Raw genomic sequence first — 14,475 nt, 5'->3', positions numbered from 1 at the left:
GAGATTCATGCACGTGTGGCCGTATTAAATAAATTTACAGATTTAGGTCGACCTCACACCCAAGTTGCCACTTAAATTTAGATAACTTGGAAGAAGTTTAGCTTTTGAATGTTTGTGCAACAAAGCCGTTTAGTCCGTAAACTAGAGAAAATCACAAAAAATTCATGATCGTATTATTATGCTTTTAGTTGAATTAAAGTTGACTCAAGTTATGTAAATGAGTTGATAGAACTTATTGAAGCTTCATAGTAATTAAAATGAGAATGGCATGAATCAATTTTCTGAAGAAGACTTATCCAGAATTATCGAAATGGCCTGGGAGGATCGAACCCCATTTGAAGCCATTCAATGTGAGTTTGGTTTGAACGAAGCGGCAGTGATCCGCTTGATGCGGCAAAATATGAAACCCAGTAGCTTTAAAATGTGGCGTGCACGTGTGACAGGCCGAAAAACCAAGCATCTGCAGCTGCGTTTACCTGATGTGATACGGGCCTATTGTTCACGCCAATACAAGCGTTTCTAAGTGTTTGATTTTGATTACCGTCTGGACACACGTTTACATCGTTCAGAACAATATTGTACTTCCTCCCAGCAGCGGTGCCATTTCTTGCGCCAAGTAAAAGGGCGCAAACAATGGATACAGATTTTTTCAGGGAGATGCTGTTTTTTCATCGTTTATAACTCATTGATCTGGCTAAGAAGTTGCTGGGCATGGCTGATAATCTGATGCCGATCTTTAAGTTTATCTAGCTGTCGATAGATCATGCCCATACGTGGATGAGTACGAAATTTCGCCTCATTCCGGATCATAAAATACCAGTACAGGCTATTGAACGGACAGCTATCTAGCTCGGTCCGAGTTTTGACATTGTAGCTACAGTACTTACAGTAATCGGACATCTTATGGATGTAATTGCCCGAGGCCGCATAGGGTTTGCTGGCCATCAAGCCGCTATCGGCATGCATCACCATACCCAGCGTGTTCGGTAGTTCTACCCATTCATAGGCATCGGCATAGACTGCCAGATACCACTCGCTGATCTGCTGCGGGTCTACACCAGTTAATAAGGCAAAATTTCCAGTCACCATCAAACGCTGGATATGATGTGCATAGGCATGCTGAAAAGTATTACGGAAACACTCAGCCATACAGTTCATCCGAGTACGGCCAGTCCAGTAAAATTGTGGCAATGGTGCTGAGTGCTGCAGTGCATTGCGGCTGGCATATTCTGGCATGTACAGCCAGTAAATTCCGCGAACATATTCGCGCCAGCCGAGAATTTGTCGGATAAAACCTTCCACTGCATTCAGTGGTGCATGACCGGCATGGTATGCAGCTTCTGCCGCATCACAGACTTCTTTAGGTAGTAGCAGACCACAGTTCAGATAAGGTGAGAGCAGGCTGTGAAACAGCATGTCTGAGTCTTGAACCATGGCATCTTGATAATCGCCAAAATGTGGCAAACTGTGGGTAATGAAATGCTCCAGTGCAAGCAGAGCATTGCTACGTGTGGTGCCCCAGCGGAAGTTGTCAAGGCTGCCAGAGTGACGGGAAAATTCACGTTCAACCAATTCAAGCACATCCAGATCAATCTGATCGTGTTCAAAGTGAAGTGGTGCAGGCAAAGGGGGATTGCCAGCCCAGGCCTTACGATTGGCGCTGTCATAGTTCCACTGTTCTCCAAACGGCTGCTGTCCCTGCATCAAGTAACCGGTCTGCTTGCGCATTTCCCGGTAAAAATATTCCATACGCAGTGTCTGGTAGCGGTTGGCCCAGTGCCGGAACTGCTCCGGACTACAGAAAAAACGTTCATCATTTAGGCATTGTACTGGCAATTGCAGCTGCTGGCTCCAATACTGTTCAATCTGCTGCTGTAAACGATATTCCCCGCAGTGCGTAATGACCAGTTCTGTGACTGGTAAGAGTTGCTGTTGTGACTCTACGAAATCCAGCAGGCTACGAATCGGACTATCAGATTTAAAAGCATGGTAACGTACACGCCAGCCTTCTGCTTTGAGTTCTTTGGCAAAATGACGCATGGCGCTAAAAATCAGGGCAATTTTCTGCGGATGATGGGCGACATAAGTGGCTTCCTCAACAACTTCGGCCATCAGGATCACATCCCTGATACGATCTAGCGCTTTGAGCGTAGCAAGCTGATGATGAAGCTGGTCACCCAGAATTAAACCGAAACGCATAGCCATTCCAGACCCTATGAAAGATAGCGCAGTGTAAGTCAAGACAGTTCAATTTTTTGTGAAAATAAAGATCATTCTGCATGTTGAATCAATTCAACTCGACCAGATGGCCCGCTGACATCGCACAGAAATGATGGGTACTGCTATAACAAAATATTCATCCCTACAATGCTAAAGCCAGTTGATGAAACTCGCTTTACATGATTTCTTAATACATGAGTAGTGTGAAAATTATGTGATTTTAATCAAAAAGATACAAATTATTATGGTTGTAATTCAAGTAGCTCACGCCTAGTATCTGGCTTGAAGTTACTCCATGTGAGCTTCCTTAGTTTTGTCCCATACACCCCTCTGTATGAGATTTTTTTAATCAGGGAATGGTCATGAGAATGCATTCAAAAGCGTATATTTTTAGACAGCAGCAATTACTAGTGGATGAGCATTTTCAGTTGCCGCAGGTAGAAAGACTGCAGCACGACTTGGATCTGTCGGAAAATGGCCAAGTCATTGCACGGGATCTAAAAGAAAATGAATCAGTACCCGAAGGTTATCAACTGGTCCCGATCCGGCAACTGGTACAGGTCTGGAGCAGACCGCAGTTTGAACAGGCAAGCCGTGCGGTACAGTTACTGGAATGGCGCCGTAATCACCGCTTTTGCAGTAAATGCGGTCACGCCACCCAGCAGCATGCCAGCCAGTACGCTATGGTCTGTCTCTCTTGCGGTTATAACCAGTATCCACGGGTGAATCCCTGTGTGATTACCATCATTACCCGAGGTACAGATGAAATTCTACTGGCAAAAAATGCTCGCAACAAAACCCAGATGTACAGCCTGATTGCAGGCTTTGTTGAAGTTGGAGAAACCCTAGAAGAGGCAGTAAGCCGTGAAACGCTGGAAGAAGTGGGGCTACAAATCAAAAATATTCAATATCTAGCCAGTCAGCCGTGGCCGTTTCCCAGCAATCTGATGATGGCCTTCAAGGCAGAATATCAGGGAGGGGAAATTCAGATTCAAGAAAATGAACTCAGCGATGCTCAATTTTTTAAATTTGATCAGTTACCCGAGATTCCGTTCAAGGGCAGTATCGCCTATGCCATGATTCAGCATGTGATATATGGAACGCCTGTTGCAGATGACAGCAAAGAATGGCTTTGAAAAAGTAATTCTGTTTGGGTCTCTCAAATAAACTGCTATAACGCCCTAGGTAATGAATCTTCAGATGGCATTTCCTGATCTGGAGAAACTGAATCGTATCATTTGATCTTCACGCTTTGTTCACATCTAACTGGGTTATCTTAATCCTGAGACCCAACAAGGCTAAAAAATGAAGATGCGATTTAAGTCAGCTTTTGCAGCGATAGCACTGTCTATCATCAGCTTAAGTACAACGACTCAAGCAGAAACTGCTGCGCCTCAGGCAGTTGATCGGGTAGATATCCAGAAGTATGCCGGTAAATGGTATGAAATTGCGCATTTACCGATGTATTTTCAGCGTAAATGTATAGCTAATATCACGGCACAATATAGCGTCAATGCCGATCAAACTATCGGGGTATTGAATAGCTGCCGAATTGCCAATGGCAAAATAATTAGATCTCAAGGTGTTGCGTATTCGCAAAATCAGGGGAACAGCAAACTGAAGGTCAGCTTTTTGCCTAAAGGTTTAAGATGGATCCCCTTTACTAAAGGTCATTACTGGGTATTACGAGTAGACCCGGAATATAAAGTGGCACTGGTGGGTGGCCCAAGTAATAAATACCTATGGATTTTGTCTCGTGAACCGCAACTAGATGAAGCAACTTATCAGTCATATATAGACACTGCGAAAGATTATGGCTATGACGTGACAAAACTTATCAAATTGCCTCATTAATCTGCTAACCTTTTGCCGAACTGATAAATCTCTCAACAGTTCGGTTTTTTTATTTACTTCACATAAAATTCATACCTGACTGATTACACTCATCAAATAGAATAAATACAATCGCTCGAAAGTAGGATGAGTCCATGTTGAAAACTCTGATGCGATGGATAGACAGCTGGTCCACACCCACAGCGCCCGAAACACTGACGGCTGAAAACAGCAAGATTCAGTGGCAGCGGATTTTACCCTTTATTCTGTTGCATTTGGCTTGTCTAGCAGTGTTCTGGGTGGGAGTGTCGTGGTTTGCAGTGGGCTTTATGCTGCTGTTCTACCTGATTCGTATGTTTTCCATTACGGCTTTTTTTCATCGCTATTTATCGCATAAAACCTTTCAGACCTCGCGTCCAGTGCAGTTCCTATTTGTATTACTAGGCACCATGGGTGCACAGCGTGGCCCCTTATGGTGGGCAGCCCATCATCGTTATCACCACCGCTATACAGATTCTTCACAAGACCCGCATTCATCTACCCACGGTTTTTGGTATAGCCATGTGGGTTGGTTTCTGAATGAATATAACTTTGCCACGCGTAAAGAAGTCATCAAAGACTGGCTGAAATATCCGGAATTAATCTGGCTAGACCGGTTTAGTCTAATTGTGGTGCTGTTGACCGCGGGTGGGATTTATGTGCTAGGAGAATGGCTAGCAATAGCTTGGCCGCAACTGGGGACTTCCGGCTTGCAATTACTAGTCTGGGGATTTGTGGTGTCCACCGTGTTGCTGATCCATGCGACCTTATGTATCAATTCACTGGCGCATCATTACGGTAGCCGTGATTTTGACACTGATGATCAAAGCCGCAACAATTTATTCTTGTCTATCATTACTTTGGGCGAAGGCTGGCACAACAATCACCACTATTATGCAGGCAGTACCCGACAGGGCTTTTACTGGTGGCAGATTGATGTGACCTATTACCTCCTAAAAATTATGTCTTGGCTCGGGATAGTCTGGGGTTTAAAGCCAATTCCAGCGCGGGTCTATGACGTCAGTAAAATTGCACAAGCTCGAAAACAGAGAAAAGTAGCCAAAACAGGCGCTCCTACAATTCATTCGAAGGAATCACCATGAAAATTGCGATTATTGGTTCAGGTATTTCCGGTTTGTATGCGGCTTGGAAATTAGGTAAAGTGCATGACGTTACCGTCTTTGAAAAAAATAATTACTTTGGCGGCCATACCGATACCCATCAGTTGAATATAGATGGCGAACAGGTCGCAGTGGACAGTGGCTTTATTGTATTTAATGAGCATAACTATCCACTGTTCTGTGCAATGCTCAAAGAACTCGGGATTCAATCGCAAAGCAGTGACATGGGCTTTTCGGTGAACAATCAGGTCACTGGCTTGCAGTACAATCCTTCAAAAAAATTCTCGCTGTTGTTCCGACCGCAAAACTTCTTTAACGCTGATTTTCGCATGATGTTGTCGGATCTGTTCCGTTTCTATGCTGCGAATAAAGATATTGATGTTGAACAGGTCGATGCACAGCTCAGTATTGATGCATATCTCAATCGACATGACTATTCCGAAGCCTTTCGTCAGGAACATCTCTATCCGATGTGCGGGGCGCTATGGTCTTGTCCAGTAGAGCAAGCTGGACAGATTCCGTATAAATTTGTGGTGAGCTTTTTTCAGCACCATCGTATGTTGCAGCTGAAAGAGCGACCTTCGTGGCTTACGGTCAAGGGTGGATCAGCTCGTTATGTTCGTGCCATTCAGGCCCAATCGAATATGACTTTCCGCAAGACAGGTGTGCTTCATGTATCCCGTAGTGCCAATGATGTACTGATTGAAACCCAACAGGGCAGCGAGCGTTTTGACTGGGTCATTTTTGCCAGCCATGCTGATGATAGCTTGAATTTACTTACAGACCCGTCAGCGCAAGAGCGGGAAGTACTTGGCAAGTTTCGTTATCAGGATAACCATATGGTGGTGCATTCCGATACTCATATCATGCCCAAATCCAGACGCCAATGGGCCAGCTGGCATGTACATGTGACACCTAGTCGTGCAACCGAATCAACTCCATTCCAGCATAGTGGCATGCATTATGGTTTCAGTTACTGGATGAACCAGTTGCAAAACCTGAATTGTAAAACCCAAATCTTTTCCACACTCAATCCTAACTTTAACCTCGATCCGAAAAAAATATGGGTAGAACGATATTACCGTCATCCAGTATTTGATGCTGCCGCGATTGAGGCACAACAACGTTGGGCTGAGGTTAATGGTCAGAACCGGACATCATACTGTGGTGCCTACTGGGGCTGGGGCTTTCATGAAGATGGAGCGCGTAGTGCTTCATGGGTTGTAAATCAGTTGCTGCAACACACTGAGCAAGCGGCTTAGGAGTACAGAATGCAAATGTATCCACTGGCTATCGCTTCTACCGAAATTCGCCATCGTCGCTATTTGCCCAAATCGCATGCTTTTGAGGTGAAGCTTAGCTATTTATGCTTTGATCCGGATCAACTGGCAAATTTTACCCAAAAATCTTGGTTCTGGTCTTCTAGTCGCTGGAATTTATTGACCTTGGATGAACGTGACTTTCTAAACATGGAATATGGCTCGATTCGGCAGAAAGTTGCACGGTTACTGATCAAGCACGAAAACTATCATTTACCCCATGCTGCATCTATTCGTGTACTGGCTTTACCACGCACACTGGGTTTTCGTTTTAATTCTGTGGTGTTTTATTTGATCTTTGATACGACCGATCAACTGATTTTTATACTGAGTGAAATCACCAATACACCGTGGAATGAACGTCAGGTGTACATTCACGATTGTCGGCACAATGTAACTAAACATACGCCTTACCAGAGCCACCAGTTTGACTTTAAAAAGGCCTTTCATGTGTCACCATTCATGTCGATGTCACTGGATTACCGTTGGCGTTTTAGCTTTTCAGAACAGCAAAATGTGATTCACATGCAGCTGTTTGAACAAGAAATATTGCAATTTGATGCCACGATGAAATTTAAGCTGCAAGCCATCACACTTCCTTCACAGCAACATCGATATGCTGTATTAAAAGTTCTTGAGCCCTTTAGGATGGTGAGCGGAATTTATCTACATGCTTTGCGCTTATGGAAAAAGAAAATTCCGTTTTATCGGCATCCTAAAAAAGAAAAAGGAAAGACATGACTATGAAAACACTGTTAATGGGAGAGCATACCGAACTGCCTATAGTCCTACGCCATATGCTGAAATTGCGTCATGGTCAGTTAATATTTAAAGGTATCTGGAATGGTCTAGTCGGGGAAAATTACAGTGACTTGCATGCAGTAATTCAAGTTCACGACAAACGCCTTATCGATTTGCTGTTCCGTAATGGTGTACTGGGGGCAGCAGAAGGCTTTATTCGTGGTTACTGGAGCAGTGAAGATCTGGTCAATGTAATTCGTATTCTAGCGCGTAATCGTGATGTGCTTGATCGAATGAATCAAAATGTGGTGGCAAAAGCCAGCCAGTTACTGTTAAAGGTCTGGTATAAATCGCGCAAGAATTCGATTGATGGTAGTCGTCAGAATATTGCTGAGCATTATGACTTGAGCAATGATTTTTTTAAATTGTTCTTAGACTCCAGCATGATGTATTCCAGTGCGGTGTTTAAAGAACCCTGTATGAGCTTGGAACAAGCTTCAGATTATAAAAAAGAACTGATCTGCCAAAAACTTCAATTGCAACCGATGGACCATTTGGTTGAAATTGGCAGCGGCTGGGGAGGCTTTGCCATTTATGCGGCTCAGCATTATGGCTGTAAGGTGACCACCATTACCATTTCCAAAGCTCAGTACGATGAAGCACTCGCCCGAGTTGCTGAAGCAGGGCTGTCTCATCGGGTGTCTGTACAGCTTCAGGACTACCGTTTACTCGAGGGTAAATACGACAAATTGGTGTCCATTGAAATGATTGAAGCAGTTGGTGAGCAATATTTACCAACTTATTTCCGAAAATGCCGCGAGCTCCTCAAGCCGAATGGTCTAGCCTTGATACAGGCGATTACGATTGAAGATGCACGCTATGTTAAAGCTTTAAATACGGTGGATTACATTAAGCGTTATATTTTCCCCGGTAGTTTTATTCCATGTATCAGTGTTATGACGCAAACGGCTTCTGAGCAAAAACTTCGTCTCAAACATCTGGAAGATATTGGTCAAAGCTATGCACAAACCCTGAAGTGTTGGCGTCAGCGTTTTCTGGAGCAGCGTGATCAAGTGTTGCAACTTGATTTTGATGAGCGCTTTATCCGCATGTGGGATTTTTATCTGTGTTATTGCGAAGGTGGTTTTAGGGAAGGTGTGATCAGTGATGTGCATTTGCTGTTTGAAGCCAGTGCTTACTAAGCAGAAATAAAACAGGAGGGCGACATGCTGCTAGATTTATTTTTGCTCAATGTCTTCATCATGCTCTGTAGCTGGGTGTTGGTGACCTATAACCGCAGAGCAGGGCTGGTCGATGTCGCTTGGAGTTTCAGTATTGCCCTCAATGTGATTATTGCCGCTTGGGCGATTGACAGTGCACCGATGTTGGTTCGGTTATTTCTGGGACTGGCGAGTGGGATCTGGTTTTCACGGCTGACTTGGCATCTGTTACGGCGCTATGCCAATGAAACCCAAGAAGACACGCGTTATGCCAACATGCGCCGAGCGATGGGGGATTATCAGCATCTTGGTTTTCTGGTGTTTTTTATATTTCAGGCAGGTTTGGCTCTACTGTTTTCTTACCCAATGCTGAAGCTGTTGAGTCTTCCGACCCAGCAGTGGAATGACTGGACTTTGGTCACTGTGATTGTGGCGGGCATGATCATGCTATCCGCTTTGATAGGAGAAAGCACTGCCGATCAGCAACTTTACCGTTTTAAGCTAGATCCACAGAATCAAGGTAAAACCATGGATCAGGGCTTGTGGAAATACTCGCGCCATCCGAATTATTTTTTTGAATGGCTGCATTGGTTTGCCTATCCAGTGCTCGGTCTGGCAGTAGGATGCTATGAATTATGGATTTATCCACTGCTGATGTGGCTATTCCTGTACTACTTTACAGGTATTCCATTTAGTGAAAAACAGGCGCTCGCCCACCGTGGTGACAACTATAAAGACTATCAACGACGAACTTCAATGTTTATTCCGTGGCCACCCAAAGAGTAGGTAAATACATGGACTTTATGATTCAAAAAACCTTAGAACTGATCGAAAATGGCAAGGTGCCAGACTCAGTGATTCGTGCTGGTATTAAAATCTTGAGCAAAAAACGTTTGGCACAAGAAGGTCGGTTTGACCCCGCATTGGCAGCGCAGCGCTATATGGATGTGCTGACCATGCTGAAAAACAGCGAAATTGCCATTGAGACAGACAAAGCCAATGAGCAGCATTATGAACTGCCGACCGCATTTTTTCAGGCAGTACTCGGTAAGCGTTTGAAATATAGCGCGAGTATATTTGAACATGCCGATATGACGCTAGACCAAGCCGAAGAAGCTGCCCTTGCCTGCTATTGCCAGCGAGCACAACTGAAAGACGGGCAGGATATTTTGGAAATTGGCTGCGGTTGGGGTTCTTTCAGTCTATATATGGCCGAGCATTATCCAACGGCCCGTATTACAGTCGTGTCAAATTCTTCAACGCAGCGCGAGTATATTCAGGAACAAGCCCGTTTAAAAAAACTGGATAACCTTAATGTGATCACTTGTGATGTCAATGTGTTGCAACTTGAACCTGCGTCATTTGACCGTGTGGTATCGGTGGAGATGTTTGAGCATGTACGCAACTATAAAAAACTGTTTGAAAATATTAGTATTTGGCTCAAACCAGATGGCTTATTGTGGTGTCATATTTTCTGTCATCGTTTCTTGCATTACCCGTTTGAAGTCAAAAATGAGTTTGACTGGATGTCGCAATATTTCTTTAGTGGTGGTTTGATGCCAGCAGCCTCAACTTTCCTACATTTTCAGCAGCATTTACAGCTAGAACAGCACTGGCAATGGGCGGGCACGCAGTATGAACGTACCGCAAATGCTTGGCTAGAAAATATGGATGGTAAACAGGCCGAGCTAAAGCCCTTATTTGAAAAAACTTATGGCGCGGATGCCGCAATCTGGTGGCAGCGCTGGCGGATTTTCTTTATGGCCTGTGCCGAGCTATTTGGTTATGACCATGGACGCGAGTGGGTCATTGGCCACTTTCTGTTAAAGAAGAAAGCCGTATAATTGAACAATGGGATTGGCCAGCGGGGAATGCATCAATGTTAAAGCTGTTTAGGGACAAACGTGATCATCCTCTGGGTGAGGTGTTTAACCGCTACTATTGGCTGCAAATCGGATTCATTGCCTTGTCTGTGGTGATTGGGATTGGCTTCAGTGCCTGGGTGATTAAAGGTTCTTTGCTCAGAACGGCGCTAGAACAGGAAATGTCACACTACTGGCAGCGATTAGAACGTAATCCTGCCGCAGAATTGCCCGATACCAAAAACCTGTATGGTTACCGCTGGAACACTGTGCCACCCTCCCAATTTAAGAATATGTCACTTGAGCAAGGGGTGAATCGGCATTTTGTCGATGGCAAGGAACGCATGACCGTTTATGGTGAAAAAGACGGGCAGCATGTGCTGTTGGTTTTTGGCGAAAGCAATGTCAATAAACTGGTCTGGCTGTTTGGTATGGCACCACTGATGGTCAGCTTGTTTGTACTTTATAGTATGTTATGGTGGTGGAACCGTCGTGCCCGGCGCTATTTTTCTCCCATTACAAGGCTTGCCAACGCACTGGAACATATTGATTGGGAAGATTATAAAAATCAGGCTTCACCGTTTCATGACATACGGACTGATTCAAATCTGGAAGCGGAATATCTGAAGCAGGCGCTAGAAAAATATCATCAGGTATTAAGCGAGTTTATTCAGCGTGAACGTGAATTTACTGGTGATGTCAGTCATGAGCTTCGCACACCACTTACCATCTTAAAAGGCAATGTGCAGTTGTGTCAGGCACGCTATGGGGACAATAAATCATTTACTCGCTTGAACAACACCATTGAAGACATGCAACTATTAGTTGACACACTACTGGCTATCGCCCGCAATACCACCAATACTTTAACCGCTGAATCGACTATGCTTTCAGAATGTCTGGAAAATCTAGTTCAAGATCTGGATAGTGTTAGCCATAACAAAGGCATGCGGATAAATTTTCAAAAAGATCTAAACGAACAGCCACGTAAACTTTACCCGTCGATGACCAAAATGGTATTTGGCAATATTTTGCGGAATGCACTGAATTATTCACAAGGCACAGAAATTGATGTCATTTTGCAAAAAAATACAGTATTGATTGCAGATAATGGTGTCGGCATTCCTTTACCGAATAACTCAAAGGTGCAAGAACTGTCGGGGCAGCAATTGCAGTTAGAGATCAAAGGTCATGGCATTGGACTGCAATTGGTACAGAAGTTGTGCAAGCAGCTTGGCTGGCGAGTGGAATTGTTTGATCGGCAGTATTATCTCAATACCCATCAGGATGTTGATCTGGCGATGACGACTGGACTGATTGTCGTCGTGTATTTAAATTAAGGCTGGGCTTCTAGAGCTTAAGCTTCTAAAGTGATCTTTAACCCTACACCAGATATGGTATGAATTAGTTTTTGCTCAAAAGGCTTATCGACCATTTTACGCAAATTATAAATATGACTACGCAGGGCATCGCTTTCAGGCTCTTGATCCCCCCAAAGCTCTATCATAATTTCCTGTTTAGTCAGAACTTTAGGCGAATGACGCATCAGTAGTTTGAGCAGTTTGAATTGAATGGGGGGCAGTTCAATAGTTTGTCCTCCACGAGTCAGTTGCTGTGTTGCAGGGTCCAGAATAAGATCATGAATTTGAAGACGGCTAGAGGAGACTTCACCCTGTGAACGCTTGATCAGAGCTTTGACTCGAACCACCAGCTCATTAAAGTCAAATGGCTTGACTAGATAATCATCCGTGCCTGAATTGAAACCTTTGAGTTTGTCATTCAGCGTATCGCGTGCGGTGAGCATCAGCACAGGGAGGTCCATAGCTTCTTTATTTCGTAGCCATTCACATAGTTCATAACCCGAACCATCAGGCAAGTTAATATCTAAAAGTAAAATATGATAGCGTTGCTGTTTTAGCAATTGGCGCGCAGCATTTAAGTTTCGAGCATGATCGACCACAAAACCATGCTCTTCTAGAAACTCGCATAAGGTAGATGCCAGTTCATAATGATCTTCAACCATCAAAATAAAATGTTTAGACATAACTGTAGAGACTACTTTATTAATTGCTGTTTTAATTTAGCACTAAATGGCTGAGGACCTAGCCATATATTAAAATATTGCTGGGCCTGCGGGTTTTGGAGTTGTCCCTGCAATTTCTGGTTTAAGTATAGGCTTAATGTGTGTGTGGCATGGATATACTTCAGTTGGTATAGATCTCCTGACTTCACTGGACGATACAAATCGGTGATTGGATTGAAAACAGCATGAATTTTTTGATCTTTGATATTACGTTGGAGTAGATGTGTGGCCGCACGTTTGAATGCCCATTCTGGAATATTCTGCGTATAGGTAAAATCCATCTGTATGTTTTGGCCTTGCCAAGGCTGATTACAGTTTTGCGCAAAGTAACTGGCCACACCGACCTGTTTTTGTCCCACCATGAGTGGGCCATTACCACATTTATTTAAGCTCTGTGCATGCGCCCACGAACCGAAACTCCCGAGCATCAGTACAGTGGTTATGGCTACTTTTTGAAAGGCAGTACCCATGAATAGGTTCCTCCTACATATGGCAAAGAACGATACAGACCATTGGCCGGATCCCAGAAATCTTGTTGGAAAATAATCTGATGGTTTGGGTTGACCTTTATTTCACTGATTCCAAATGAATCCATTGTTCGTGTCTTCCCGAACATTTTAAAATCATAAACCATATGCCAATGCACATAGGCAGAGTCTTGATGATATGAAGTATTTAATAGGCTGACAGTGACATTACTCACCCGCTGGTTCATACCTTGAAAATGTTCAAGCAGTTTTTTACGCGATGAAAATTGCGACAGAGTGTCGTTAATAAAAAGCTGATCTGCATACAGTGCTCCAGCATTTTCAACGAATTTAGGTGTGCCCAAGGTATTAAATGCCGAAGTGAAGCGGGTGCCGATTTCTAGTGCTTTTGCATCATCTAAGGGTATTCCCTGAATACTCGCTCTGGCATTTGCATAATCAGAGGAATAACGAGGAACACTTTTACATCCTGACAGGAAAAGCACTGGTAAGGATAAGGCAATTGCCATTAACGTTTTGACTTGATTCATATTCACTGTCCATCTTCACAGTTTATCCCCCCCCACTTTAGAGAGGCTAAAGTGAACAGAATGTGAAGATAGGTACTAAAGACAGTACATTGAATAGAATTTTGATGATTAAGGATTAAATTTCACTTTCTCTTTTTTCTTCAGTCATTAGCCAATGAATGATATTCATGACATCACGATTTTCGTTATTTTTTCTGACCATTGCATAAAAATTATAGTCACAATAGATAAAACCAAAAGGGGCAATGACCCTTCCATTTAATATTTCTTTTTCTACTAAAATTTGAGGCGCTATCGCAATTCCTAACCCAGACACAGCAGCTTCTATCATTAAACTGAGACTATCAAAATAGCGATCATTCGCTTTTGGGGAAAAGTGAATTTGGGACTGATTAAACCATGTATGCCATGCACTTTTATTTGAGTGGGTATGAAGTAATGGATAATTTAAAAGATCATTTTTTGTATGAAGCGGATTTATTTCACGATTACAAATAGGACCCATGTTATCGGGAAATAACAGATATTTATTCAAAAAGTTGGGAAGTAGATGATTCTCACTGATGCTATTGATCAATATGTCAACTTTCTCTTTTTCTAACAATTTTAAGTCATTACACGTCATTAATTTGATATGGATATTGGGATAGATTATTTCGAGCTTTTCTAATCGGGGAATCAGCCAATTTGCCATAAAACTATGAGAAGCGCCTATTACCACCTCTACCTCTGATGTTTTATTTGTTAACTCAAAGACACATTGTTCTAAACGATTAAAAAGATGCGTACAAACTCGAGATAATTCTTCTGCGTCCGTTGTCAGAGAGATGGTAGAGGAATGCCGAATAAACAATTTTTTATCTAACCATTCTTCTAACTGCTTTATTTGATGACTAATCGCACTATGGGTGACACACAATTCTTCCGCAGCTAAGCTGAAACTTTTATTTCTGGCGACGGCTTCAAATGCTTTTAAAGCATTAAGGGGAGGTAATGTTCTGCGTTTCATGTTGTAAAAT

Annotated in this window: 16 protein-coding genes; 10 read left to right on the top strand and 6 right to left on the bottom strand. The window is 43.2% G+C overall.

Annotated elements, in window-relative coordinates:
* The first annotated feature begins 268 nt into the window (after positions 1-268).
* Entirely contained in the window at positions 269-523 is a 255-nt protein-coding gene (locus HYI04_RS14640; RefSeq protein ID WP_058952279.1) for a TIGR03643 family protein, read from the top strand.
* Between the two features lie 14 nt (positions 524-537).
* Here HYI04_RS14640 and HYI04_RS14635 read toward each other — a convergent pair whose 3' ends face one another.
* Positions 538-672: a DUF2256 domain-containing protein gene (locus HYI04_RS14635; protein ID WP_159153778.1), complete on the bottom strand. Its 135-nt coding sequence runs from the start codon at positions 670-672 to the stop codon at positions 538-540.
* Between the two features lie 3 nt (positions 673-675).
* A complete protein-coding gene (locus tag HYI04_RS14630; RefSeq protein ID WP_159153780.1) occupies positions 676-2,199 on the bottom strand; it encodes a cryptochrome/photolyase family protein in 1,524 nt (507 codons plus the stop codon).
* 383 nt (positions 2,200-2,582) lie between these two features.
* Here HYI04_RS14630 and nudC point away from each other — a divergent pair, with 383 nt between their 5' ends.
* The 9 genes from nudC (at position 2,583) to HYI04_RS14585 (ending at position 11,695) form a co-directional block, all read left to right on the top strand.
* Positions 2,583-3,356, top strand: coding sequence for an NAD(+) diphosphatase (gene nudC, locus HYI04_RS14625; RefSeq protein ID WP_178896326.1), 774 nt, complete (start codon positions 2,583-2,585; stop codon positions 3,354-3,356).
* A gap of 169 nt (positions 3,357-3,525) precedes the next feature.
* Positions 3,526-4,074: a lipocalin family protein gene (locus HYI04_RS14620; protein WP_178896325.1), complete on the top strand. Its 549-nt coding sequence runs from the start codon at positions 3,526-3,528 to the stop codon at positions 4,072-4,074.
* A 134-nt stretch (positions 4,075-4,208) separates the two neighbouring features.
* Entirely contained in the window at positions 4,209-5,195 is a 987-nt protein-coding gene (locus tag HYI04_RS14615) for an acyl-CoA desaturase (protein WP_159153776.1), read from the top strand.
* Positions 5,192-6,475, top strand: a complete 1,284-nt coding sequence (locus tag HYI04_RS14610) for an NAD(P)/FAD-dependent oxidoreductase (protein WP_159153775.1) — start codon at positions 5,192-5,194, stop codon at positions 6,473-6,475. Before HYI04_RS14615 ends, HYI04_RS14610 begins: the two co-directional genes overlap by 4 nt.
* Before the next feature lie 9 nt (positions 6,476-6,484).
* Positions 6,485-7,273 carry a DUF1365 domain-containing protein gene (locus HYI04_RS14605; protein ID WP_159153774.1) on the top strand — a complete coding sequence of 263 codons (789 nt, stop codon included), beginning with the start codon at positions 6,485-6,487 and terminating at the stop codon, positions 7,271-7,273.
* Entirely contained in the window at positions 7,270-8,475 is a 1,206-nt protein-coding gene (locus HYI04_RS14600) for a cyclopropane-fatty-acyl-phospholipid synthase family protein (protein ID WP_159153773.1), read from the top strand. The genes HYI04_RS14605 and HYI04_RS14600 overlap by 4 nt, the downstream gene beginning before the upstream one ends.
* A gap of 24 nt (positions 8,476-8,499) precedes the next feature.
* On the top strand, positions 8,500-9,279 hold the full coding sequence (locus HYI04_RS14595; RefSeq protein ID WP_159153772.1) for a DUF1295 domain-containing protein: 780 nt from the start codon (positions 8,500-8,502) through the stop codon (positions 9,277-9,279).
* Between the two features lie 8 nt (positions 9,280-9,287).
* On the top strand, positions 9,288-10,337 hold the full coding sequence (locus HYI04_RS14590) for a cyclopropane-fatty-acyl-phospholipid synthase family protein (protein WP_178896324.1): 1,050 nt from the start codon (positions 9,288-9,290) through the stop codon (positions 10,335-10,337).
* 35 nt (positions 10,338-10,372) lie between these two features.
* Entirely contained in the window at positions 10,373-11,695 is a 1,323-nt protein-coding gene (locus HYI04_RS14585; RefSeq protein WP_159153779.1) for a HAMP domain-containing sensor histidine kinase, read from the top strand.
* 17 nt (positions 11,696-11,712) lie between these two features.
* Here HYI04_RS14585 and HYI04_RS14580 read toward each other — a convergent pair whose 3' ends face one another.
* From HYI04_RS14580 to HYI04_RS14565, 4 genes are all read right to left on the bottom strand, one after another.
* The gene (locus tag HYI04_RS14580; protein ID WP_159153770.1) at positions 11,713-12,399 is read right to left on the bottom strand and encodes a response regulator transcription factor; all 687 of its coding nucleotides are present in this window, start codon (positions 12,397-12,399) and stop codon (positions 11,713-11,715) included.
* 11 nt (positions 12,400-12,410) lie between these two features.
* The gene (locus HYI04_RS14575; protein WP_159153769.1) at positions 12,411-12,908 is read right to left on the bottom strand and encodes a chalcone isomerase family protein; all 498 of its coding nucleotides are present in this window, start codon (positions 12,906-12,908) and stop codon (positions 12,411-12,413) included.
* Positions 12,884-13,456 (bottom strand): nuclear transport factor 2 family protein, encoded by a 573-nt coding sequence (locus HYI04_RS14570; protein ID WP_004981561.1) that lies wholly within the window; start codon positions 13,454-13,456, stop codon positions 12,884-12,886. The genes HYI04_RS14575 and HYI04_RS14570 overlap by 25 nt, the downstream gene beginning before the upstream one ends.
* Before the next feature lie 115 nt (positions 13,457-13,571).
* Positions 13,572-14,465 carry a LysR family transcriptional regulator gene (locus HYI04_RS14565; RefSeq protein ID WP_159153768.1) on the bottom strand — a complete coding sequence of 298 codons (894 nt, stop codon included), beginning with the start codon at positions 14,463-14,465 and terminating at the stop codon, positions 13,572-13,574.
* Positions 14,466-14,475: the final 10 nt, after the last annotated feature.

Origin of the sequence: Acinetobacter sp. SwsAc2, assembly GCF_013391465.1 — a bacterium.
GTDB lineage: Bacteria > Pseudomonadota > Gammaproteobacteria > Pseudomonadales > Moraxellaceae > Acinetobacter > Acinetobacter johnsonii.
Note: the sequence above shows the minus strand (reverse complement) of the source record. Positions and strands in the feature narration are given on the sequence as shown.